This is a genomic window from Nitrospira sp. SG-bin1, from assembly GCA_002083365.1.
Lineage (GTDB): Bacteria > Nitrospirota > Nitrospiria > Nitrospirales > Nitrospiraceae > Nitrospira_D.
The window spans coordinates 355,067-377,113 of sequence record LVWS01000033.1; the positions used below are offsets into that span (position 1 = coordinate 355,067).

Consider the following 22,047-nt stretch of genomic DNA (forward strand, 5'->3'; position numbering starts at 1 on the left):
CTGTGGAAGGCCACCACAAGCCAGAGAGCAACCGCCAGAACCGGAATTCGCGAGGAATCCGGATCATCGAAGTCGGTCCGAGAGACGGGCTCCAGCACGAATCGGACGTCATCTCGACGGACGCCAAAGTGTCGTTTGTGAATGCCTTGTCCATGAGCGGTGTAGCGGAGATTGAAGCGGGATCGTTCGTGTCGGCCCGCGCCATCCCGCAGCTTGCGGATTCCGATGAGGTGTTCCGGAGGATCGAGCGGCAGCCCGGCGTCATCTACTCGGCGCTGGTTCCCAATGAACGAGGATTGGAACGGGCACGGGCGGCGGCGGTGAACAAGATTGCGGTCTTTACGGCGGCTTCCGACACGTTTACCCGACGGAATATCAACTGCACGATTGACGAGTCGATCGAACGGTTCAGACCGGTGGTATTTGGTGCCAAACTCGATCGAATGATCGTGCGAGGGTACGTTTCTACCGTGACCCATTGTCCCTTTGAGGGCGCTGTCCATCCGTCCCAGGTCCTGGACGTGATGCGTCGACTACTCGATCTGGGAGTCGACGAAATCTCTCTAGGAGATACGGTTGGAAAGGCCGCTCCTCGAGATATCCGAGGACTATTGGATGAAATAGTGCCACGTATCGATCGGAGCCGGCTCTCGTTGCACGTCCATGATACCTGCGGCATGGCGGTGGCCAATGTCCTGACCGCGTGGACAGAGTACGGCATCGAGGCGTTTGACACGGCTGCCGGGGGGCTCGGCGGGTGTCCTTATGCGCCAGGGGCGTCTGGGAACGTTGCGACGGAAGACGTCGTCTATGCGCTGAAAGCATCCGGTGCCTTGCTTGCCGTGGATGAGCGGAAGGTTATTGCGGCCGCACGCGAGATCGGGAAGGTGCTGAATCGGAGACTGTCGTCGCGCCTCTCGCAGGTACAGACCGAACAAACCGCGTATGAAGGTGTGGCATGAGTCTGCTCGGTCCACGCCCGTTCGTGTGCGACATTCAGGGCTTGATGATCTTAGCTGAGCAGGTGAGAGCCGGAAACGTCCGTGCCGTATCACGGCTGATCTCCTTGTTGGAGAACCATCCGGGCGCCAGAGAAGTGCTGCGTCTCCTCAACAACACTTCGCGGGAGACAAGGGTCATCGGGGTAACGGGATACCCCGGAGCTGGAAAGAGTACGGTGGTCGATCGCTTAGTGCACCACTATCGGCGGAGCGGTTTGAAAGTCGGAGTGTTGGCGGTGGATATCAGCAGTCCCGTCACGGGCGGTGCTCTGCTGGGTGACCGTATTCGAATGCAGGATCATGCGTTGGATCACGAGGTATATGTCAGAAGCATGGCCACTCGGGGACATCATGGCGGACTTGCCCCGACGATCCGCGATGCAGCGCTGGTATTGGACGCAGCCGGATATCAGGTGATCCTGGTTGAGACCATCGGGGTTGGTCAGGGTGAAGTCGATATCATGGACCTCGCCCACACCGTTGTGGCAGTGGTGGCACCGGGCCTGGGCGACGAAGTTCAAGCTATGAAGGCTGGACTATTGGAAGTTGCACACATTGTCGTCGTCAACAAGGGGGACCTTCCTGAAGCGGATCGTACGGTACGAGATCTCCAGGAATGGTACCCGAATGTCATACGTACGGTGGCGACAACAGGCGAGGGGATTTCAGAGCTCGCTGCTGCAATCGGGGTGCATCAACAATCCCGAGGCAGGAGCCATCCAGAAGGAGCTGTCCGCGTCGGTGGAACCGCACGGGTGGAGTGAGGAATGGAAGAGGAAAGTCGAAGGCGATTATCCGGCCGTGACAATAAAGTGGGCTGTGCCCATGAGCCGGCGGACCACACGAAGTGAGGTATGGAGGATCTATGCCGCATCAATTATTGACGATTTCTCACCACGTCGCACGGATTACTGTCCATAATCCGCCGGCCAACGTGCTGAATCTTTCCGTGCTCAAGGAACTCGAGCTCGTCTTGAACGAGTTGGAGGAAGACGAGTACGTCCGCGTGGTCATCGTGACGGGGACGGGTCGGTTTTTCTGCGCCGGTGCCGACATCAACGAGCTGGGTCATCTCAATACGGTACATGGCGGATCGGAATTTGCTGCACGCGGGCAATTCCTCCTCAACCGTATTGAGCGGTCGGACAAACCGGTCCTTGCCGCCATCAACGGAACCTGTGTCGGAGGCGGTCTCGAATTGGCTCTGGCGTGCCATATCCGAGTGGCAGCCTTCGGGACAATGCTGGGATTGCCCGAAATCAAGCTTGGTCTCATTCCCGGCTTTGGAGGCACCCAACGGTTGCCCCGGATCGTAGGGCCTTCCAAGGCGGCAGAGATGATTCTGACGGGCGAAAGCTTGTCCGCGGAAGAAGCGCTACGAATCGGTCTGCTGAGTCGAGTGGTCCCGCCACACGAGTTGATCACGCAGGTTGAAGGCATCGCGGCTTCCATTATCGCCCACGGGAAAACCCCGGTCGAAGCTGCACTCCATGCGATCAGAGGGGGGATCGACATCCCTCTGTCGGAAGGCCTGGCCAGGGAGGCAGAGTTATTCGGTCGATTGTGCGTCACCCCCGGCAAGCAAGAAGCTGTGCAGGCATTTTTGGCAAAGCGGCAACCGAAATGGGCCGAGACAGAAGCCTGAATTCGTAAGACGAGATCGGAAAGAGGCAGCCGATGCTCGCAGATCGCCTCGCTCGATATTGCCAAACGTTACGCTACGGCGATGTAGCGGATGCCGTGGTGCACGAAGTCAAACGGCGTGTACTCGACAGCCTTGGGTGTGCGCTCGGGGCTTGGAATGCAGCGCCCTGCCGCGTCGCTCGACGGATTGCCCTGGCGGTTAAGGTGTCCGAGGGCGCCACGCTGTGGGGCATAGGTCACAAGACGATTCCCGACCTGGCGACCTTCGCCAATGGGGGGTTGGTTCGGTATCTCGATTTCAACGACACCTATCTTTCGAAAGAGCCGGCGCACCCTTCCGATAATATTCCGGCCATTCTTTCGGTCGGTGAGGCAGTCCACGCGTCCGGCAAACGTGTCATTGAAGCCATCGTCCTCGCCTACGAAATTCAGTGCCGTCTCTGTGACGCCGCGGCGCTACGACCCCGCGGTTGGGACCATGTGACGTACGGATCCTTCTCTTCCACCCTCGGGGTCGCGAAGCTCATGAAGCTTTCACAGCCGCAGACGGTACAAGCCATCAATTTGGCAGGTATCTCGAATGTGGCACTGCGGCAAACGCGGGTCGGGGATATGTCCATGTGGAAAGCTTGCGCCTTCTCGAACGCCGCGCGCAACGGCGTGTTTGCCGCCATGCTGGCGCAGTCGGGCATGACAGGGCCGTCGCCTATCTTCGAAGGTGAAAAGGGGTTCATGAAACTCGTTTCGGGGCCGTTCGACCTGGCGGCGTTGGGAGGAGAAACGGGACAGGCGCCTGCGATGGGCCCGTTCAAGATCCTGGACACCTATATCAAGCATTACCCGGTGGAGTATCACGCGCAGACCGCGGTCGAGGCTGCCGTCGCGCTTCGCAATGACCTGATCGAAGCAGAAGGCGCGCGTGCGATCGATCATGTCATGGATGTTGAAATCGGAAGTTATGACGTGGCGATCGAAATCATCGGGCGCGATCCGGAGAAATGGCAGCCGGCCACGAGGGAAACGGCTGACCACAGCTTCCCCTATTGCGTCGCAGTGGCATTGCTCCAGGGGCACGTGACGCTGCAATCATTCGGCCCGAAACGATTACAAGATCCGGTCCTACGGGACTTGATGAAGAAGATCCGTGTCGTGCAGCAACCCGAATTTGTGGGACGCTACCCTAAGACCATGCCGACCAGGATCACGGTCAAGACTGGCGCGGGTAAAACCTACGTGAGTCAGGTCGATCTCCCGGTGGGCCATCCCGGCAATCCAATGTCGGACCAGGATCTGGAAGCGAAGTTTCGGCGGTTAGCCGCCGGCCGATTGAGTCGCTCCCGTATCGACCGGCTTATTGAATTCATATGGACGCTCGATCGAGTCGGAGACATCGGCACCCTCATGCCGCTGCTCAGGGTGAAAGGTTGAGGCTCAGGTTGAAGTTCAGGAATAGTAGGAAAGATGACTATGGATCAAACGGGGCAGACGAAGGCATCTCGCTTGCGTGAATTGTTGAGTACACGGACCCTCGCCATTCCCGGAGCCTTTAACGCGCTGGTTGCGATGCAGATAGAAAAGGCCGGCTTCGAAGTTGTGTATGTCTCGGGGGCGGCGGTCTCCGCTTGCCGAGGTGTGCCCGACATCGGCCTCATCACGCTCGGCGAGATGGCGGCGGAAGCGGGCAGGATTGCCAAAGCCGTGTCGATTCCGGTCATCGTCGATGCCGATACGGGCTACGGTGGCCCGTCGGAAGTCGCGGAAGCGGTGAGGGTTTTTGAGGAGGCCGGTCTTGCCGGCATGCAGATCGAAGATCAGGAAGCGGCCAAGAAATGCGGCCATCTTTCCGGGAAACATCTGGTGCCTGTGGGCGACATGGCGGCCAAAATCGAGGCAGCCGCTCGCGCCAAGCGGGATCGGGATTTCATGATCGTGGCCCGCACCGATGCCCGTGCGGTGGAGGGGCTGGAAGCTGCGGTTCAACGGGCGGCGGCTTATATAGAGGCGGGCGCGGATGCGCTGTTTCCTGAGGCACTGGAGTCGGCCGAAGAATTCCGGATCTTTGCTCGTCACATGAGAACGAGGGGAGTCGTCGTTCCGTTGATCGCTAATATGACGGAATTCGGAAAAACGCCTCTGTTGAGCGTCGCGGAATTTGAACGATTGGGGTACCGCGGCGTGCTCTTTCCCGTGACCGCCTTACGGACGGCCTTGCAAGCCGTCGATAGGTTGTTGGCTGAACTCAAACTGTTCGGGTCTCAGAAGGACTGGCTCCATCACATGATGACGCGACAGGAACTGTACAGACTGCTCCGGTACTCGGATGTTCAGGAGCAGCGGGAAGGGAAGATCCATGAGCACGGCCATGACCGAGTCTCTCAAGAGTGAGGCGAAAGACCATCCTGCTTACAGTCCCGGCCTCGAAGGCGTGATTGCCGGAGAATCGGCTCTGTGTCTCGTGGATGAAGGAGAAGCCGGTCTCCTCTATCGCGGCTATGCGATCCGTGATTTGGCGGAGCACGGCATGTTTGAGGAGGTGGCCTATCTCCTTTTGTTCGGTCACTTGCCGACTCGGCAGGAGCTGACAGACTTTTCGGCACGACTCATCGAGCAGGCCGTGCTTCCTCATCTCCTCGACGTGTTCCTCGGCGCAGTGCCTTCCGGTTGCCATCCGATGGACGTCGTCCGCACGGGCGTGTCTTTGCTGGGCATGGTCGATCCGGATGCGGACGATAACTCGCATGATGTCAACGTTCGGAAATCGATCAGGCTGTTGGCGCAGATCCCGCCGATGATCGCGACCTCTTATCGGCTGGTGAACGGCAAACCGCGTGTGCGGCCACAGGAGGATCTGAGTTTCGCCGAGAATCTCTTGTACCTTCTCACCGATCGGAGGGGAAACGATGAGGCGAAAGCCATGGCTCGTGTCCTCGATGTCTCCCTGACGCTGTATGCCGAACACGAGTTCAACGCATCCACGTTTGCCGCCCGGGTCACTGCGTCGACGATGACCGACTTGCATTCGGCCGTGACCTCGGCAATCGGGACGTTGAAGGGGCCGCTCCATGGGGGCGCCAACGAAGCGGTGGCCGAGATGTTTCTCGATATCGGGAGCCATGAGCGAGCGGAAGCTTGGGTGCGGGAGGCTCTCGCGAAGAAACGGCGCATCATGGGCTTCGGCCATCGCGTGCTCAAGAAGGGCGACAGCCGTTCAGCCATCATCCAACGGCACGCCGAATCGTTGAGCGGAATCTGCGGCGACCGCCGATGGTACGAGATTGCGACGACCATCGACCATGTCATGGAGCGGGAGAAAGGCCTCCGCCCAAACCTGGATTTTTACACGGCGGTGGCGTATCTCCTGATGGGGATTCCCCGAACGCTCTATACCCCCCTGTTCATCTGCTCGCGCATCGCCGGATGGAGCGCCCATGTCACCGAACAACAGGACCACAATCGATTGATGCGGCCGCGCGCTCTCTATACGGGACCGTCGAGGAGGGAATATGTCCCCCTTGACCGCCGCAGCGGTTGATGAGACCGCGTGCCCTCCACACGGGACAGTGAACATGTCTCCATTGATGGGGCTACCGGAGCACATCGCGCAGGCACGGAAAATCGAAGGGTTTGCCCCTCCGCTCCCATGGAATTCGTTCGCCGACTTCTTCAAATCCCGCGTTTCTGATCGCGCATTGGTCAACCGGACATTTCTAACCTATTGTGACGATGATCTGGCTGTTCGCTATACCTGCAGCTATGCGGAATTCGGGACGGTGGTCCGACTGGTCGCGACGTTTCTCCATGACGAGGTCGGCTTGCGACGAGGGGACCGGCTGGCGACGATCCTCTTCAATCATGACGTCACCGTGGTGCTGTATTTCGCGGCGTGGTTTTTGGGTGTCACGATCGTCCCCATCAACGTTGAAGAATCGGCGGATAAGAAACGCTATATCCTGGAACATTCCGAGGCGACGGCCGTCTGTTGCTGGCACACCTATCTTGATGAACTAAGCGACCTTCAGCGAGACCTTCCTGCTTTACGGCATGTGATGGCGTTGAATGATGACGGCTTCGTGAGAGGCCCGAAGCATAGGACAGGGCTTAAGCCGACACCGTCCTCTTCTTCCATGAGCACAGCATCGCACACTCTCGGCTTGGATGGTGAAGCGCTCATTGTCTATACCTCCGGCACCACCGGTCCGCCCAAAGGCGTCGTCCTCACCGTGGAGAATTTGCTCCTCGATGCCGACGCGATCGCCGATTGGCATCAGTTCGGAGCGGACGACCGGTTGATGTGCGTGCTCCCGATTCATCATGTGAATGGGACGGTCGTTACCCTGATCACGCCGTTTTACTGCAAAGGCAGCGTCGTCTTGAATCGCAAATTCAAAAGTGCCACGTTCTGGCGGAGGCTGCACGAAGAGCGCGTCACTTGTGTCAGTGTCGTCCCGACTTTGCTCGAGTTTCTCCTCGATGCGAATGAAGATGTAGCCGCCTACAAGCTGGACGGTTTCGGTGGATTCATCTGCGGGGCAGGTCCTCTGCTCAAAGACACCGCCGTCCGATTCGAAGATCGATTCGGCTTTCCGATCCGCCATGGTTATGGGTTGTCAGAAACCACATGCTATTCCTGTTTTCTACCGAACGATCTCCAGTCCCATGAGCATCGACACTGGATCGGAGACTATGAGTTTCCCTCGATCGGAGTCCCGCTGCGACATAACGAAATGGCGATTCTGGGCGGGGATGGACACCCGCTGCCGGAAATGGCGAGGGGGGAAATTTGCATCCGCGGCGGGACCGTGTGTGCCGGCTATTTCAAGCGCGACGACGCCAACGAGGCGGCGTTTCAATGGGGCTGGTTCCGTTCGGGAGACGAGGGGTTCTATGTCCGAGACAAGCGGGGACGACCGTTTTTCTTCATTTCGGGTCGCCTCAAGGAATTGATCATTCGAGGCGGTGTCAACATCGCTCCGCTGGAAATCGACGAGGTGTTGCGGACTCATCCTGCCGTCCGTTTCGCGATGGCCGTCCCATTTGAGAACCGGTACTATGGCGAAGAGATTGCCGCTTATGTCGTGCCGCGAGAGGAAGCCGGTCCTGTGAGTGAGGCCGGCTTGCTGGAGCATTGCCGGAAACGGCTGCCGTTCTGCAAACGGCCCAAGGTGATTCTCTTCGGTCAGGACATGCCGTACACCGCGACAGGCAAGCCCAAACGGCTGGATCTCAAAGGTCGCCTCGCCTCTACCTTGGCTGCCTATCGGGATCACCAGTTTCAGGACAAGTAATCGCTCTGCTCGTGAGGGCGCGGCGGGCTTGACTGCTGAGACACCCCCAACGCAATCTGATCGAACGGAAGCGAGCACGAATGCAAATTGGTTTTGGCACCTTGGCCTTCCCTCGCTATTCGCAACGAGCAGATACTTTGGCACGAACCTTCGACGTGGTCCGATTCCTGGCGAGCTCGTGGCCTCATCGTGAGCCTACGCGACTTGTGAGTGCTTGGCAACGCGGCATGAGCGATTTGTTCGCGCGCAGTCAACTCTTGCGAGGACGCGGAACTGCATAGACGAGCGAACCATTCGTTGACGCCTCCATTCTTGGTTGTGTATAAACAAATGCACACGCAAGAATTGTAGAGGATCGTTATGTACGCACGTGAATTTCATGACGGTGCAAAAGACGGGTTAGAAGCGCTCGAGCCGCTGGATCCCGACAAGATTACCTCGTTCAGCGAATTGCTGGAGGCCATGGGCAAGACGGCGTTCGGAGGACGACATCTCGGCAACGCGTTCGATGTGCTTTGGGCGATGATCGAGGATCCCGATTGCCAGGTGGTGATGACGTTGTCCGGTGCGATGACCATTGCCAAGATGGGCAAGATCATCACGAAGATGATCGACGAAGGCATGGTGCAATGCATCGTCTCGACCGGGGCCTTGATGGCGCATGGTCTCAGTGAGTCGGTCGGCAAGACCCATTATCGGCACGACCCGTCGATGAGCGACGAAGAGCTGTTTCGAAAAGGGTACAACCGCGTCTATGACACGCTCGAGATGGAAGCGAATTTGAATTATGTCGAGCACGTCGTCGCACAAACGTTGAAGCGTCTGACCCATGATCAGCCGCTTTCGTCGGAAATTCTCACCAGAGAGCTGGGAAAGACGTTGGCGGAGGAATTGGACAGCGACGGGATTCTGAAAAGCGCCTACTTGAAAAAGGTACCGGTCTATATCCCGGCCTTCACGGATTCGGAAGTGGGCCTGGACATGGGAACCTGGGCCATGGCTCAGGAGGTGGATCGAGCCAAGTCTCGGGTAGGGCCGGGGAAAGATCTCGACGTTCTCCGGGCGATCCATCAATCCTGCCCGTCCTTCAATCCGTACCTGGACTTGAACAGCTATGCCGATCACGTCCTTTCCGCGAAACGGCTCGGCATTTTCACGATCGGAGGAGGGGTGCCGCGAAACTGGGCGCAGCAGGTCGGCCCATACATTGAAATCGGCAATCTTCGGTTGGGCCTGAACGTGAAGCCGCCTCGATTCCACTATGGCGTGAGAATTTGTCCGGAGCCGGACTACTGGGGAGGACTCAGCGGCTGCACCTATCAGGAGGGGCTCTCCTGGGGAAAATTTGTGACGCCGAAGGACGGGGGACGATTCGCCGAAGTGTTGAGCGATGCCACCGTCGTCTGGCCCTTGCTGATGATGGGGCTTCTGGAGAGAAAAAAAGCCGGTGTGGTGCGCGGCTCATGACCTGGCCGATCGGACAGCGGTGGCTGCTGGTTTTCGCGTGCAGCACTCTCGGGTGGCCTTCTCCGGCGTCGGCGGGGAATGCCCTTGATGCCGATGCGCGGGTACGAGGACAAGCCAACGCCCCGCTGACGTTGATCGAATACTCTGATTTCACATGCGGCTATTGCCTGAAATTTTTCAAGGATACGTGGCCACGGATTCAGGCTCGTTACGTCGATACCGGAAAGGTCCGGTTTCTCTACAAGGATTATCCGCGAGCCGATCAGGGTCCTGGAGTCGATGCTGCGTCAGCGGCACGATGCGCGGGTGCTCAAGGCAAGTATTGGGCGATGCATGACCGCTTGTTTGCCGCGGGGGGTCGGTTGGACAGGCAGGTGTATCTCCGACAGGCTGCGGGCTTGGGTTTGGATCAAGCCGCGTTTGAACGGTGTCTGAACGACGGGCGGTATACGAAAGCGATTTTCGAAGATCGCCAGGAAGCCAACCAGTGGGGGTTTCATGGAACCCCGGGATTCATCCTGGTGCGAACGGCCGATGAGCCGACGGAAAAAGAGCCGGCCGTTGCGATCCCCGGCGCCTTTCCATTCGAAATGTTCGCGGAAGAAATCGATCGACTGCTGGCAAGCGACAAAAAGTAACCGCGGTGGTGCAGGAGAGATGAGGCAGGACAGTGCCGGTAGGGTTGACATCGGTACTCAGGTGCGATAGTCCTCTCCCTTAATAAAAAGGTAGGGTACCCATATGGCTTCGATGCAATCGTTCTGGCCCGTCTCCCATCGCGATGACGATTTCTGGGTGTGTATGTCGTGCTTGACGGAAGTCTTCTACAGAAAGGTGCCGATGCCGGACTGTCCGACGTGTCACGGTGTATCGACCTACGAGGGCTTTACCTTGGAGGCGATCCGTGATTGGGGCACGGAAGAATTGATCGCCAAGGCCGTCGCCGCACAAGAAGCGGCCACGATTGTTCAACCCTCCGCCGAAGCCGCCGCGCCGGTTGAAGCGGCGGACTAACACCAACCTCAGCTCGGACTCCAGCGAGTCTTCCCGTGCAGGAATCCCGTCCGTTCCTCGTTCATGGCCAGTGGAAGTCAGGCGCGCTCTCGGCCCCTGTGGTTGATCCGTTCACCGGCAAATTGATCGCGCAGGTCACCCACGCGACCGAATCCGATGTCGATGAAGCCATCGCGTCCACATGCAGTGCGGCGGCGGCGATGGAGCAGCTGCCGGGTCATGCCCGATACAATATCCTCCAACAGGTCGCCGCGTTGCTCTATCGGCGTCGAGATGAAGTGGCTCGGGCCATCACGGCCGAGGCCGGCAAGCCGATCACCGATGCGAAGCGGGAGGTCAATCGGGCGATTCAGACCTTTACCGTGGCGGCCGAGGAAGCGCGGCGGATTGCAGGGGAAGTGGTCCCATTGGATTGGACGCCTGGCTTCGATACTCACCTCGGCCTGCTCCGCCGTTTCCCCATCGGTCCGATTCTCGGCATTACCCCCTTCAACTTTCCGCTGAATCTGGTGGCGCACAAAGTGGCACCAGCCCTGGCGTCCGGCAATCCGATTTTGATCAAACCGGCCCCTCAAACGCCGTTGACGGCGCTGCTCCTTGGAGAGGTCGCGCTCGAGGCGGGGGTTCCTCCCGGCGGGCTGAATATAGTGCCGTGCGAGAACGTGCTTGCCGAGCGGATGGTCGTCGATCCGCGATTCAAGTTGTTGAGCTTCACGGGCAGCGCGTCGGTCGGATGGATGTTGAAGGCCAAGTGCGGCAAGAAAAAAATCACGCTCGAACTCGGCGGCAACGCCGGCGTGATGATCGAGCCCGATGCCGATCTTGAGCTGGCGGCCCAGCGTTGCGCGGCCGGGGGATTCGGGTATGCCGGTCAGACGTGCATTTCGGTGCAGCGGGTGTTCGTGCATCACTCGATCGCCGATGCGTTTACGACCAAGTTGCTCATGCACGTCGCTCGATTGAAAGTGGGCGATCCCGCCGACGAGACGACGAGCATCGGTCCGTTGATCGATCTCGCGGCCGCTCAGCGAGTGGAGAGTTGGATCGGCGAAGCCGTGGCGGAGGGCGCCCGTGTCTTGTTGGGTGGAAAACGGATGGGGGCTCTTGTTGAAGCGACGGTGCTGTCGAACGTGAGGCCCGACATGAAGGTCTCGTGTCGGGAGGTGTTCGGTCCGGTCGTGACCGTGACGCCGTACCGTCAGCTCAGCGAAGCCGTGGCGATGCTCAACCAATCCGACTATGGATTGCAGGCCGGTCTCTTCACGCAGGATATCAACAAAATCTTTTACGCCTTTCGGCATCTGGAAGTCGGAGCGGTCTTGGCCAATGAAATTCCAACCTTTCGCGCGGACCATATGCCCTACGGCGGCGTGAAAGATTCCGGGTTGGGGCGGGAGGGCGTGCGCGCCGCGATCGAAGACATGACCGAGCCACGCATGCTCATCATGAATCTGAAGGAACCGCCCGGCGCATCCGAAAAAAGTGTCTAGAAGATATTGCGAAGCCGGTTCAATCTTGCTACAACAAGCGCCCGATACCGCCGTGGCTCTGGTCCGGTTTGTTTGTCTGGCTGGCCGCTTACGAACACGTCACCAAACAACCTTCGAACAACCAGACAGGTCGATTAGCAGAGGAAAGGGAAGAAGATGGTACCTACGCATATGTTCCTAACGAGAGGAGTGGGAGTCCATAAAGAAAAGTTGGCCTCCTTCGAAGAAGCGCTGCGCAGCGCCGGTGTGGCCTACTGCAACCTGGTCAGCGTCTCATCCATCCTTCCTCCCCATTGTAAAATCATCCCGCGAAAACGCGGAGAGAAACTACTGAAGCCGGGAGAAATCACGTTTTGCGTCATGGCGCGTTCGGAGACGAATGAACGGAACCGGCTCATCTCGGCCTCCGTCGGACTGGCGAAACCCACCGACCGCGGCACATACGGCTATCTCTCGGAGCACCATGCGCACGGGGAGACGGACGAAGAAACGGGAGAGTATACGGAAGATCTGGCGGCGCAGATGCTGGCGACGACCCTCGGCGTCGAGTTCGATCCCAATGTCGCGTGGAAAGAGCGCGAGCAGGTTTTTAAAATGGGCGGGAAGATCGTGCAGACCCTCAACATCACCCAGTCGGCCGTCGGGAAGAAAGGGAAGTGGATCACCGTCATCGCGCTGGCGGTCTTCATTCCGCCGGAGAACGTGCCCAACCGTCCTCGCAGGTAGAGGTCCGTGGTTCTTGCCTGGAATGGGAAGCCTCGGTCGGCCTCGCCAAGGGAAGCACACCCATGACGCTTCCCATGGGTTGGGAGGGGCCCGACCGCAATTTTCTGGGGATCGAGGAACCCTGGTGCCATCCGCATCACGCGGGTGTCTATGTTCTACCGGCTCCCTACGAACACACCTCGAGTTATATTCGCGGGTCGGACCAGGGCCCGTCCGCCATCCTGGAAGCCTCGCGTCAAGTCGAATTCTACGACGAACAACTGGGGCGCGAACCCTATCGCGAATGGGGCGGGATCGCGACGGCTTCGCCGTTGGACCTTGAGGGGAAGGTCGATCTTGCGGCGGTCGAGGCCATCGAAGCGTTTGTGTCCCCGCATGTGGGAACCGGCCGGTTTCTCATCACCCTGACGGGCGAACACACCGGGGCATTGGGCGCGATTCGGGCCCATGCGAAGCAATACCCGCAGATGACCGTCGTGCAGATCGATGCCCACGGCGATCTTCGCACCGCCTATCAAGGCAATCCCTTCAGCCATGCCAGTGTCATGGCGCGAGTGGTGGACGGCGGACTGCCGCTGGTGCAGGTGGGCATCCGATCGATAAGCGAAGAAGAGGTCGCTCGTATCCATGCCACAGACCGCATCACGACGTTTTTTGCAGCGACCATCCTCGACCCATCCGGCCGGTATGAAGGTAAAGCGTCGAACTGGATCCCCGACGTGGTCGCGGCTTGCCGAACGCCCGTGTACCTCACCTTTGACTGCGATGGGCTGGATGCGTCCATCATGCCCGCCTTGGGCACTCCCGAGCCCGGCGGACTTGGATGGTACGATACCATCAATCTCATCACGGCGCTGGCCAAGGGGCCCGGCATCGTCGGCATGGATGTCAGTGAAATCGCACCGATCGAAGGATTCGTGGCGCCGCAATTTTCCATCGCACGGTTGATCTATCGTATGCTCGGCCGTATCGGGACCGGCCGGCGCGTGCTTTAACCGTCCGTATCATCCGTCAAGTCCCTCCATCGTCTCGTGGCGCACACCATTCGCATCAACAAGTTCTTCACCGAGCATGGGATCTGTTCCCGGCGCGAGGCAGACCGGTTGATTGAATCGGGCGCCGTCACGATCAACGGCCGGGTGGCCAAACTCGGCGACCATGTCGGGCCCGCGGATGTCGTCGCCCGCGAGGGTCGTGTGATTCCCTGGGGCAAAGCGACACTCTATATCAAGTATCACAAGCCGGTCGGGGTCACGACGACGAGCGAATCGCATGTCCCTCGAAATATCATTGCGGAGATCGGACACCCGGAGCGGATTTTCCCGATCGGGCGCCTGGACAAGGATTCGTCCGGGCTTATCTTGCTGACAAACGACGGCGACATCGTGAACGAAATCCTCCGCGCCGAATTCGGACATGAGCGGGAGTACCTGGTGCAGGTGGACCGTCCGTTCGACCAATCCTTCTTGGATCGTATGTCCCGCGGAGTCGTTATTCTCGGAAGTGCCACGAAGCCCTGTCGCACGATGCGCGTGGCCCGTGATCAATTTCGCATTGTTCTGACGGAGGGACGGAACCGACAGATCAGGCGGATGTGCCAAGCGCTTGGCTATCGAGTGAGCAAGCTGCACCGGACGAGGATCATGCACATTTCGGTCAAGGGGTTGGGCGTGGGTGAGTGGAGAGAGCTCACGAGTCAGGAGCGAGAACGACTCATGCAGGCTGTGGGAAGAGACGGCGCATGACGGGCGCGCTTGCCGCTGGAGGTTCTTACCCGAGCAGTTCTTGCCGGGCGGCGCGGACAAGAGCGAGGACGGCCGGATGCTTCAGCCGGCGCTCGGCCGTGATGGCGTAGAAATGTTGTTTGAGAGACTCCAACTGTCCGACCGCCTGCACCCGATATTGGCGACAAATCTCCTTTTCGATCACCGACACACCGGGGAAGATTCCATATCCATCTTGGCCGAAGGCCTTTAAAGTCGCACTGTCGTCGAACTCCCCCACAATGTTCGGATGGAGTCCTTGATTAACGAACCACTGGTCGAGCAGGCGCCGGAGCATGGCACTGGATGTCGGAAGGAGTATGGGTGCCCCGCTTAAGGATTGGGGAAAGCCTCGGCGATATTGCGTCGTCAGTTTCGCCGTAGCAAACAGCGTCACTCCTGATTCGCCTAATGGATGGCTGTACGTATGCTCCTTGATGCTGGAGGGGGCCGGAGTGTCGGCGATCACCAGATCCAATCGATGGGCCGTCAAATCGGTCAACAGTTGGCGCAATTTGTCTTCCTGGCAAATCAAGTGGGTCGGCCGGTGCAGTTTCAGAGCGGACTTGAGGAGTTGGGTGGCCAGTGGTTTGGGAACCGCATCCGCGATGCCGACGATCAGTCGAGCAGGATGTCCATTCGCATGCCCTTTGACCGTGTTCATCAACTCTTGTCCGGTCGAAAAGATGTCTTCGGCGTACTTGAAGACGAGATGGCCCATCTCCGTCAGCGCCAGGCGGCGGCCGGTCCGTATGAATAACTTTTCTCCCAAGGTATTTTCCAAGAGGTGGATCTGTCCGCTGATGGTGGGCTGCGCGAGGCGGAGTTCTTCGCAGGCTTTGGTCACGGTCCCGTGCCGGGCGACGGACCAGAAATACAGGAGATGATGATAGTTCAGCCAATCCATATGGCCCTAGGATTTGAATGAGGGAAGCACTATACATCGGATTAGCCGATAACTCCAATCCGTTTTATCTATTTTGAAAAATAAGCAGGAGATTGCTACTGTGAGCGCCGTCCGCCACCCGATGTGAAAGGAGCATCCCTCATGATCGCTCTGGTATTGGCCCTGGTGACTCTCCTGCCAATGACCGCACTGGCGGACCCGATTCATGATTCCAGCGCATTGAAGGCTCAGTCGACGCGCACCGAACCCCTCACCATCGGAGAAGTGCTGGCGCGCATCGAGTTGACGCATCCGTTGCTTCGGGCGATGGGAGCCGAGCGAACGAAGGCCAGGGCGATGATCCTGAAGGCGCTTGGGGCTTGGGAACCGCAGATCAAGAACTATACACAGACCGAACGTTATACGACTTGGAACCTCACGACGGCCTTCGACATTCCGAGTCAACATACCACTGGCTATGCCGATAGCACGGTCCAGGTCGGGCATCCCTGGGGCTTCACGGTCGAAGGCGGGCTCCGCAGCGGCTTCTTTGATAAAGCCACCTCGAGGATTGCGTACCCCCCTGATCTACTGGCCGCCTATCCACAGCAGCATTTCTATTACGGCGGGTCGTTCCATCTCCTGCGGGGCTTCATGGTCAACGAGGAGAACGCCCAGTTTCAACAGGCTGAGCTCGCGGGGCCGCAAGCGGAGATCAAGGTGGCCCAAAAACGACAGGACCTCTATCTCGCCGGGGCCGTGCAGTACTGGGATTGGCAGGTCGCCGTCAAACAAGCCGAGGTGGTGAAGCGCGCCTTAGCGGTTGCCGAAGAGCGCTTGGTCCAGGTCGAAGGATTGGCCAAGGGCGGGAAGGTCGCGCCGCTCGATGTTGTCGAAGTGAACAAAGAGGTTCAGAATCGGAAAGAAGCCGCCATCGCCGCCCAGCGGAAGGTGGAGTATGAGCAGTACAAGCTGTCCCTCTTTCTCTGGGAGAACGGCGAGCCGGTGACGCCGCGACCGGAATGGGCGCCGGAATTCCAGGGCGAAACGCCGCTCCCGAATAACGACGAGGTCGCGGCCTATAAAGTGGAGGCCAAAGAAGAGCGGCCGGAAGTGCGGGAGCTCTACATCGAAGCTAAGATCAACAACATCGACATCAAGCTCGCCAAGAACAAACTGCTCCCGTTGTTGGATCTTGAGGGCGGGCCCACCAAAGGCGCTGCGGACTGGGTCGTGGGACTCGGGTATCGGGTCGGTGTGCACCTTGAGGTGCCGGTGTTCCAACGGGAAGGGCGTGGAAAAGTCATGGCTGCGGAAGTGGCTCAGCAACAATTGGCGTTGAAACAGCTGTACACCGAGCAACAGGTCAGTTTCGATGTGGACAACTGGCTCTCGGCCCAAGTGCGGGCCAGAGACCGGGTGACGGCGTCGACGGAAGCCCTGCGGTTGGCCAAGACGCTGGAAGAGGGCGAGCGGACTCGGTTTAACATGGGCGCGTCCAGTGTGCTCTTCGTCAACCTCCGTGAGCGCAACGTGGTGGAACAGGCATACCAGCTGTATCGGGCGCAGGCCGACTACGCCGTGTCGCGTGGAGGCATGTTGTGGGCGAGGGGTGCGTTGGCCAAGCCGTGGGCCGAAAGCGAGTTGAGCAAGTACGGGAACCCGCTGACGGCGGCGGGCATGAACGGTTTCAAACGACCGGGCCGCGATTAATCCGACGCAAGGAGCATCCTTCGATGGCCGCTCTATTACTCGTGATTCTGACCTTGCTTCCCGTGGCGGCACTGGCGGAGCCGGTGCACGATTCAAGCGCGTTGAAGGCGCAGTCCGCCCGCACCGAGCCTCTGACCATCAGCGAAGTGCTCGCCCGGATTGAGCTGACTCATCCGCTGCTTCGGGCGACCGGGGTTGAACGGATGGAGGCCCGGGCGAAGATCTTGAAGGCGCTCGCAGCCTGGGAACCGACGTTCAAGAACAGGACAGAGGCCGATCGGTATCAGAGTTGGAATTTCCTGGCATTTATTAATGAGACGACGGGGGGATTTAACGACAGCCTTCTCCAGATGGGGCATCCCTGGGGCTTCACGGTCCATGGGGGGATCCGCAATGGGTTTGGGGATCGCACCAACCAAGGCGCCCATGCGCTCCTCGCGAATGATGGACTGCTCTTCTGGCAGAACCAGCAAATCCTCGTCGGTGGTGAAGCTCACCTACTGCGCGGCTTCATGATGAACGAGGAGTATGCCGACTTCCAGAAGGCCGAACTCGCGGGTCCGCAGGCAGAGATCCACGTCGCCCAAAAACGACAGGACCTGTATCTCGCCGGGGCCGTGCAGTACTGGGATTGGCAAGTGGCGGTGAAGCAGGCTGAAGTGCAGAAACGGACATTGGCTGTCGCGGAAGAGCGCCTCATTCAGGTACAAGGGCAGGCCAAGCGTGGGCTGGCCTCGCCGCTCGATGTCGTCGAGGTGAACAAAGAGGTTCAGAGTCGGCGAGAAGCCGCCATCGCCGCCCAGCGGAAGGTGGAGTATGAGCAGTACAAACTGTCCCTCTTTCTGTGGGAGAACGGCGAGCCGGTGACGCCGCGACCGGAATGGGCGCCGGAATTCCAAGGTGAAACGCCGCTCCCGACCAACGACGAGGTTGCGGCCTATAAAGTGGAAGCCAAAGAAGATCGGCCGGAAGTGAGAGAACTCTACATCGCAGCCAAGATGAATAATATCGACATCAAGCTCGCCAAGAACTACCTGCTCCCCAAGTTTGATTTTAAGGGGGGACAAATGGAAGCCGGCGCGGACTGGAATGTGGGGGTCGGATATCGGATGGAATCGTCCTTTGCGATGCCGCTGTTCCAGCGGGAAGGGCGTGGGAAAGTTCTGTTCGCGGAAGCGGACCAGCAGCAATTGGTCCTGAAACAGCTGTACACCGAGCAGCAGGTCAGCATCGACGTGGACAACTGGCTCTCGGCCCAAGTGCGGGCCAGAGACCGGGTGAAGGCAGCGACGGAAGCGCTGCGCATGGCGAAGACGCTGGAGGAGGGCGAACGGACCCGATTCAACATGGGCGCGACCACCGTCCTCTTTGTGAACATCCGTGAGCGTAACGTGGTGGAAGCGGCGTACCAGCTGTATCGGGCGCAAGCCGACTACGCCGTAGCGCGTGGAGGCATGTTGTGGGCGAGGGGCGCGTTGTCGAAGCCGTGGCCCGAAAGCGAGTTGAGCAAGTACGGGAACCCGCTGACGGCGGCAGGCATGAACGGCTTCAAACGACCGGGACGCGATTAATTCAGCAACAAAGGAGCATCCTCCCTTGATCCTTCTCTTGCTGTTCTCGTTGATGATGGTGCCGGTGACCGCAGGGGCGGAAACAGTGATCGACTCGAGCGTCGTTCGAGCTCAGTCTACTCGCACCGCTCCCCTGACCATTGAAGAGGTGTTGGCCAGAATTGAGTTGACCCATCCGCTGCTTAAGGCAACCGGACTGGAGCGAGCGCAGGCTCGGGCGAAAATCTTGAAAGCCTTGGGTGCGTGGGAGCCGAAGGTTCGGAACGAAGTCGAGTTCGACCGGTATCAAACGTTCAATCTGACGAACGTCAGTGGTGCGCCGAATCACTTAAGTTCTGGCTATAACGATACTTTTATCAAGGTCGGGCACCCTATCGGGTGGGAACTCTTCGTCGGTATCCGGAACGTCTTTGGGGATCATGCGACGCTCAGTGGGCAAAATACCATAGACCCAAGCGACCGTAACGTCCAGAGTCCCGGGGTCGCGCTCCCTCAAGACTTGCAACTTTTCTATCCGCAACAACTGGCCCTAATCGGCGGGAAATTTAATCTCCTGCGGGGATTCATGGTCAACGAAGAGTATGCCGGGTTGCAACAGGCTGAGCTCGCCGGGCCGCAAGCCGAGGTGAAGGTCGCCCAGAAACGGCAAGATCTCTACTTGGCCGGGGCCGTGCAATATTGGGATTGGCAGGTCGCCGTCAAGCAAGCCGATGTGGTCAAGCGTGCGCTGGCCGTCGCCGAGGAGCGCTATCGCATGGTCGAGGGAAGAGCCAAAGCCGGCGCGGTCGCTCCGATAGACGTGGTCGAAGCCCGAGAAGAAGTTCAGCGGCGTCGAGAAGCTGCCATTGCCGCGCAACGGAAGGTGGAGTATGAGCAGTATAAGCTGGCGCTGTTTCTCTGGGACAACGGCGAGCCGGTAACACCGAGACCGGAGTGGGCGCCGGAATTCCAGGGGGAGACGACGTTGCCAAGTGACGAGGATGTGGCGGCCTTCAAGGTGGAAGCCGCGGAGGATCGTCCGGAAGTGCGCGACCTCTACATTGAAGCCAAATTGAACAATATCGAAATCAAACTGGCGAAGAATAGCCTGCTTCCTAAGCTCACGGTTGAGGGGGGTCCGTCGATCGGTTCTATCTATTGGGTTGGAGGGGTCGGCTACCGAATGGCGACTCTCTTTAGTATGCCGCTGTTCAATCGGGGTGCCAGAGGGAAGGTCCTTCACGCAGAAGCGCAGCAGGAACGATTGGCTTGGAAGCAAGCCTATACCGAGCGACAAGTTCAGATCGACGTTGATAACTGGTTGTCAGCCCAAGTACGGGCCCGGGACCGCGTGAAGGTCGCGACGGAAGCTCTGCGCTTGGCCAAGACCTTGGAAGAAGGCGAACGAGCCCGGTTTAATATGGGAGCAACGAGCGTGCTCTTCGTCAACCTACGAGAGCGTGCGGTCGTCCAAGCGGCTTACGAGCTCTACCGCGCCCAAGCTGACTATGCCGTGTCGCGTGGAGGCATGCTGTGGGCAAGAGGGGCGCTGTCGAAACCTGTTTCCGACCAGGTGTTAAGCAAGTATGGGGATCCACTGCACGTAGCCGGTTCGTCCGGTCGTAAACTACCGGGACGCGACTGATGTCAGGAAGAAGGGGTGGTACTACCGTATAGTTCATTCGATGGGCTTGGAAGTCGATTCTCAAACGTGGTGTAGTGCAGCCGTGATGAAGTTTGGCAAGGGGCGCATGATTCACATTCAGACCTATTACTGGGGGTGCTCATGAAAGAACCTCAGGGCGAAGGTTATAGGGGCCTGTTCGAAGCACTGATGAAGCAGTTGTCCGTGGCGATGCGGGCTGAGAAAAAAATCATGAGTTTGATTTTTTCTTACGCCCTGGCAGTCGGGTTCTTTTCTCTTATCATTCCATTGACCGTACAGGAGTTGGTTAGTACCTTCTCCTATGCGGTGCAGCCGGTCATGATCTGGACCCTGACGGGGATCATGCTGGGGGTTCTGCTGTTTGTCGGCCTCTTCAAGACATTCCATTTCTACGCGGTGGATGTCGTGCAACGCCGGATCTTCGCACGAGTCACAGTTGCGATGGTTGAGCAGCTTCCTCGGAATCGCTTTAAAGGAGCGAAACCTGAACTGGCGAACTACTTCATCGAAACGGTCTTCATGCAACGTGCCTTATCCACGTTGCTGATCGATCTGATCAATGTCGTGGTGGGAGGCACGGTCGGCATGGTCGTGCTGATCGTCTACCATCCCTATTTTCTCATGTACAATCTTCTGCTCATGGCTGGGTTCGCGCTCACGTTTTTCGTGCTTTCCCGTGGTGCTCTCAAGACGACTCTCGCCATGTCCCATGCGAAGTACGATGTCTTTAATTTTGTTCAAGAGGTTTCGCGGAATGCGCTTCAGTTGAAGGCCACTGACAGTCGCCCGTTTCTCATGCACAAGACGAACGATCTCGTCAGTCGCTATGTTGAAACACGGAAGGCGCGGTTTGCCGTTCTCGTACGACAATATATTGGTTCAGTCGGTGGACAAGCCATCGCGCAAGCCGGTGCGCTTGGCCTCGCAGCTTCGCTCATGGCATCGGGGCAGTTGACCCTTGGGCAGTTAGTCGCTGTTCAAGCGGTGGTGAGTGCACTCGTCATCAATTTCGACTCTCTCATCAAGAACATGGGACATGTATATTATTTCTTCGCGTCGCTGACCCACCTTGATGAGGTCTTTAGTCAAGAGCAGGATCAGGTTTCAACCGAATCGGCTGTCGCTCTTCCAAAGCACTTGACTCAAGGGGTCCGGGTGACCTGTAAAGGTGTCAGTTTGGTTCACAGCGGGGTCTCGGTGTTCGATGGTTTCAACTTGGACGTGGCCCCGGGCGAGAAGCTCGGGATCTACGCCAGGACCACGGCGGCCAAAACAGCTTTGGCCAGAGTGTTGGGCGGCCTCGAAGTCCCAACGAACGGAGTCGTTCAGTACAATGGGGTTGATCTCCGGTATATCGACGGCAATGCCATCAACCAATGCCGCAGCGTGATGATCGATTCTCAGCTGTCATTGGTGAAAGGGACGATCGAGGAAAATATCGTCATGGGACGTTCGTATGTCACCTATGACGACCTCAATTGGGCGCTTCGCTTCACTGAGCTTGAAGAAGATGTCGAAGGGTTGCCGCGTGGGGTCAAGTCAGATATTTCAGCCTTGGGTGAATCCCTGTCACCGACCCATATCGTGCAGATCCTGTTGGCTCGAGCGATTCTCGGACGTCCGCAAGTGCTCATATTTGACGGCTTGATTCACTCGCTCGAGCCGTCGTTGCGCGAGCGGGTCCTGCGTCGGCTGTGCTCGAAGGATGAAGCCTGGTCCGTGATCTTCGTGTCGACGGATCCCAATCTTACGGATCATGCGGATCGTCGTATCATGCTGCATCATGCACATGCGTAAACGGTTCGGAATGGCAAATTAACACCGGTAAATGAATGGAGGCTC

General features: G+C 58.4%; 19 protein-coding genes. 18 read left to right on the forward strand and 1 reads right to left on the reverse strand.

The window, feature by feature from the left end:
- Window positions 1-2 precede the first annotated feature (2 nt).
- From A4E19_06145 to A4E19_06210, 14 genes are all read left to right on the forward strand, one after another.
- A complete protein-coding gene (locus A4E19_06145; GenBank protein OQW32928.1) occupies window positions 3-962 on the forward strand; it encodes a hydroxymethylglutaryl-CoA lyase in 960 nt (319 codons plus the stop codon).
- Complete coding sequence (locus tag A4E19_06150; protein OQW32929.1) at window positions 959-1,765, forward strand: hypothetical protein; 807 nt, start codon at window positions 959-961, stop codon at window positions 1,763-1,765. The genes A4E19_06145 and A4E19_06150 overlap by 4 nt, the downstream gene beginning before the upstream one ends.
- 101 nt (window positions 1,766-1,866) lie before the next feature.
- Window positions 1,867-2,646 (forward strand): enoyl-CoA hydratase, encoded by a 780-nt coding sequence (locus tag A4E19_06155; protein ID OQW32930.1) that lies wholly within the window; start codon window positions 1,867-1,869, stop codon window positions 2,644-2,646.
- 32 nt (window positions 2,647-2,678) lie between these two features.
- Window positions 2,679-4,073: a hypothetical protein gene (locus A4E19_06160; protein OQW32931.1), complete on the forward strand. Its 1,395-nt coding sequence runs from the start codon at window positions 2,679-2,681 to the stop codon at window positions 4,071-4,073.
- A 33-nt stretch (window positions 4,074-4,106) separates the two neighbouring features.
- On the forward strand, window positions 4,107-5,030 hold the full coding sequence (locus tag A4E19_06165; protein OQW32932.1) for a methylisocitrate lyase: 924 nt from the start codon (window positions 4,107-4,109) through the stop codon (window positions 5,028-5,030).
- Complete coding sequence (locus tag A4E19_06170) at window positions 5,008-6,177, forward strand: citrate synthase (protein OQW32933.1); 1,170 nt, start codon at window positions 5,008-5,010, stop codon at window positions 6,175-6,177. The genes A4E19_06165 and A4E19_06170 overlap by 23 nt, the downstream gene beginning before the upstream one ends.
- A 34-nt stretch (window positions 6,178-6,211) precedes the next feature.
- Window positions 6,212-7,930, forward strand: coding sequence for a hypothetical protein (locus A4E19_06175; protein OQW32934.1), 1,719 nt, complete (start codon window positions 6,212-6,214; stop codon window positions 7,928-7,930).
- Between the two features lie 360 nt (window positions 7,931-8,290).
- Window positions 8,291-9,397, forward strand: coding sequence for a deoxyhypusine synthase (locus tag A4E19_06180; protein ID OQW32935.1), 1,107 nt, complete (start codon window positions 8,291-8,293; stop codon window positions 9,395-9,397).
- Entirely contained in the window at window positions 9,394-10,035 is a 642-nt protein-coding gene (locus tag A4E19_06185; GenBank protein OQW32936.1) for a hypothetical protein, read from the forward strand. Before A4E19_06180 ends, A4E19_06185 begins: the two co-directional genes overlap by 4 nt.
- A 103-nt stretch (window positions 10,036-10,138) precedes the next feature.
- Window positions 10,139-10,411 carry a hypothetical protein gene (locus tag A4E19_06190; protein OQW32937.1) on the forward strand — a complete coding sequence of 91 codons (273 nt, stop codon included), beginning with the start codon at window positions 10,139-10,141 and terminating at the stop codon, window positions 10,409-10,411.
- 35 nt (window positions 10,412-10,446) lie between these two features.
- On the forward strand, window positions 10,447-11,901 hold the full coding sequence (locus A4E19_06195; GenBank protein ID OQW32938.1) for an aldehyde dehydrogenase: 1,455 nt from the start codon (window positions 10,447-10,449) through the stop codon (window positions 11,899-11,901).
- A gap of 156 nt (window positions 11,902-12,057) precedes the next feature.
- Entirely contained in the window at window positions 12,058-12,627 is a 570-nt protein-coding gene (locus A4E19_06200; protein ID OQW32939.1) for a pyruvoyl-dependent arginine decarboxylase, read from the forward strand.
- Window positions 12,628-12,689: 62 nt separating this feature from the next.
- Window positions 12,690-13,622, forward strand: a complete 933-nt coding sequence (locus tag A4E19_06205; protein OQW32940.1) for a hypothetical protein — start codon at window positions 12,690-12,692, stop codon at window positions 13,620-13,622.
- A 48-nt stretch (window positions 13,623-13,670) separates the two neighbouring features.
- Complete coding sequence (locus A4E19_06210; GenBank protein ID OQW33191.1) at window positions 13,671-14,372, forward strand: 23S rRNA pseudouridine synthase F; 702 nt, start codon at window positions 13,671-13,673, stop codon at window positions 14,370-14,372.
- 25 nt (window positions 14,373-14,397) lie between these two features.
- Here A4E19_06210 and A4E19_06215 read toward each other — a convergent pair whose 3' ends face one another.
- Entirely contained in the window at window positions 14,398-15,297 is a 900-nt protein-coding gene (locus A4E19_06215; GenBank protein OQW32941.1) for a LysR family transcriptional regulator, read from the reverse strand.
- Window positions 15,298-15,438: 141 nt separating this feature from the next.
- Here A4E19_06215 and A4E19_06220 point away from each other — a divergent pair, with 141 nt between their 5' ends.
- The 4 genes from A4E19_06220 to A4E19_06235 all read left to right on the forward strand — a co-directional run bounded on the left by A4E19_06220 (window position 15,439) and on the right by A4E19_06235 (window position 22,002).
- On the forward strand, window positions 15,439-16,989 hold the full coding sequence (locus A4E19_06220; protein OQW32942.1) for a hypothetical protein: 1,551 nt from the start codon (window positions 15,439-15,441) through the stop codon (window positions 16,987-16,989).
- Window positions 16,990-17,012: 23 nt separating this feature from the next.
- The gene (locus tag A4E19_06225; GenBank protein ID OQW32943.1) at window positions 17,013-18,560 is read left to right on the forward strand and encodes a hypothetical protein; all 1,548 of its coding nucleotides are present in this window, start codon (window positions 17,013-17,015) and stop codon (window positions 18,558-18,560) included.
- 25 nt (window positions 18,561-18,585) lie between these two features.
- Window positions 18,586-20,184: a hypothetical protein gene (locus A4E19_06230; GenBank protein OQW32944.1), complete on the forward strand. Its 1,599-nt coding sequence runs from the start codon at window positions 18,586-18,588 to the stop codon at window positions 20,182-20,184.
- Between the two features lie 141 nt (window positions 20,185-20,325).
- A complete protein-coding gene (locus tag A4E19_06235) occupies window positions 20,326-22,002 on the forward strand; it encodes a hypothetical protein (protein ID OQW32945.1) in 1,677 nt (558 codons plus the stop codon).
- The last annotated feature ends 45 nt before the right edge of the window (window positions 22,003-22,047 follow it).

Coding starts and splice junctions, on each gene's coding strand:
- A4E19_06185 (OQW32936.1), top strand. CDS start 9,394: ATGACCTGGCCGATCGGACAGCGGTGGCTGCTGGTTTTCGCGTGCAGC.
- A4E19_06165 (OQW32932.1), top strand. CDS start 4,107: ATGACTATGGATCAAACGGGGCAGACGAAGGCATCTCGCTTGCGTGAA.
- A4E19_06225 (OQW32943.1), top strand. CDS start 17,013: ATGGCCGCTCTATTACTCGTGATTCTGACCTTGCTTCCCGTGGCGGCA.
- A4E19_06155 (OQW32930.1), top strand. CDS start 1,867: ATGCCGCATCAATTATTGACGATTTCTCACCACGTCGCACGGATTACT.
- A4E19_06235 (OQW32945.1), top strand. CDS start 20,326: ATGAAAGAACCTCAGGGCGAAGGTTATAGGGGCCTGTTCGAAGCACTG.
- A4E19_06180 (OQW32935.1), top strand. CDS start 8,291: ATGTACGCACGTGAATTTCATGACGGTGCAAAAGACGGGTTAGAAGCG.
- A4E19_06175 (OQW32934.1), top strand. CDS start 6,212: ATGTCTCCATTGATGGGGCTACCGGAGCACATCGCGCAGGCACGGAAA.
- A4E19_06170 (OQW32933.1), top strand. CDS start 5,008: ATGACCGAGTCTCTCAAGAGTGAGGCGAAAGACCATCCTGCTTACAGT.
- A4E19_06150 (OQW32929.1), top strand. CDS start 959: ATGAGTCTGCTCGGTCCACGCCCGTTCGTGTGCGACATTCAGGGCTTG.
- A4E19_06200 (OQW32939.1), top strand. CDS start 12,058: ATGGTACCTACGCATATGTTCCTAACGAGAGGAGTGGGAGTCCATAAA.
- A4E19_06190 (OQW32937.1), top strand. CDS start 10,139: ATGGCTTCGATGCAATCGTTCTGGCCCGTCTCCCATCGCGATGACGAT.
- A4E19_06220 (OQW32942.1), top strand. CDS start 15,439: ATGATCGCTCTGGTATTGGCCCTGGTGACTCTCCTGCCAATGACCGCA.
- A4E19_06205 (OQW32940.1), top strand. CDS start 12,690: ATGACGCTTCCCATGGGTTGGGAGGGGCCCGACCGCAATTTTCTGGGG.
- A4E19_06215 (OQW32941.1), bottom strand. CDS start 15,297: ATGGATTGGCTGAACTATCATCATCTCCTGTATTTCTGGTCCGTCGCC.
- A4E19_06160 (OQW32931.1), top strand. CDS start 2,679: ATGCTCGCAGATCGCCTCGCTCGATATTGCCAAACGTTACGCTACGGC.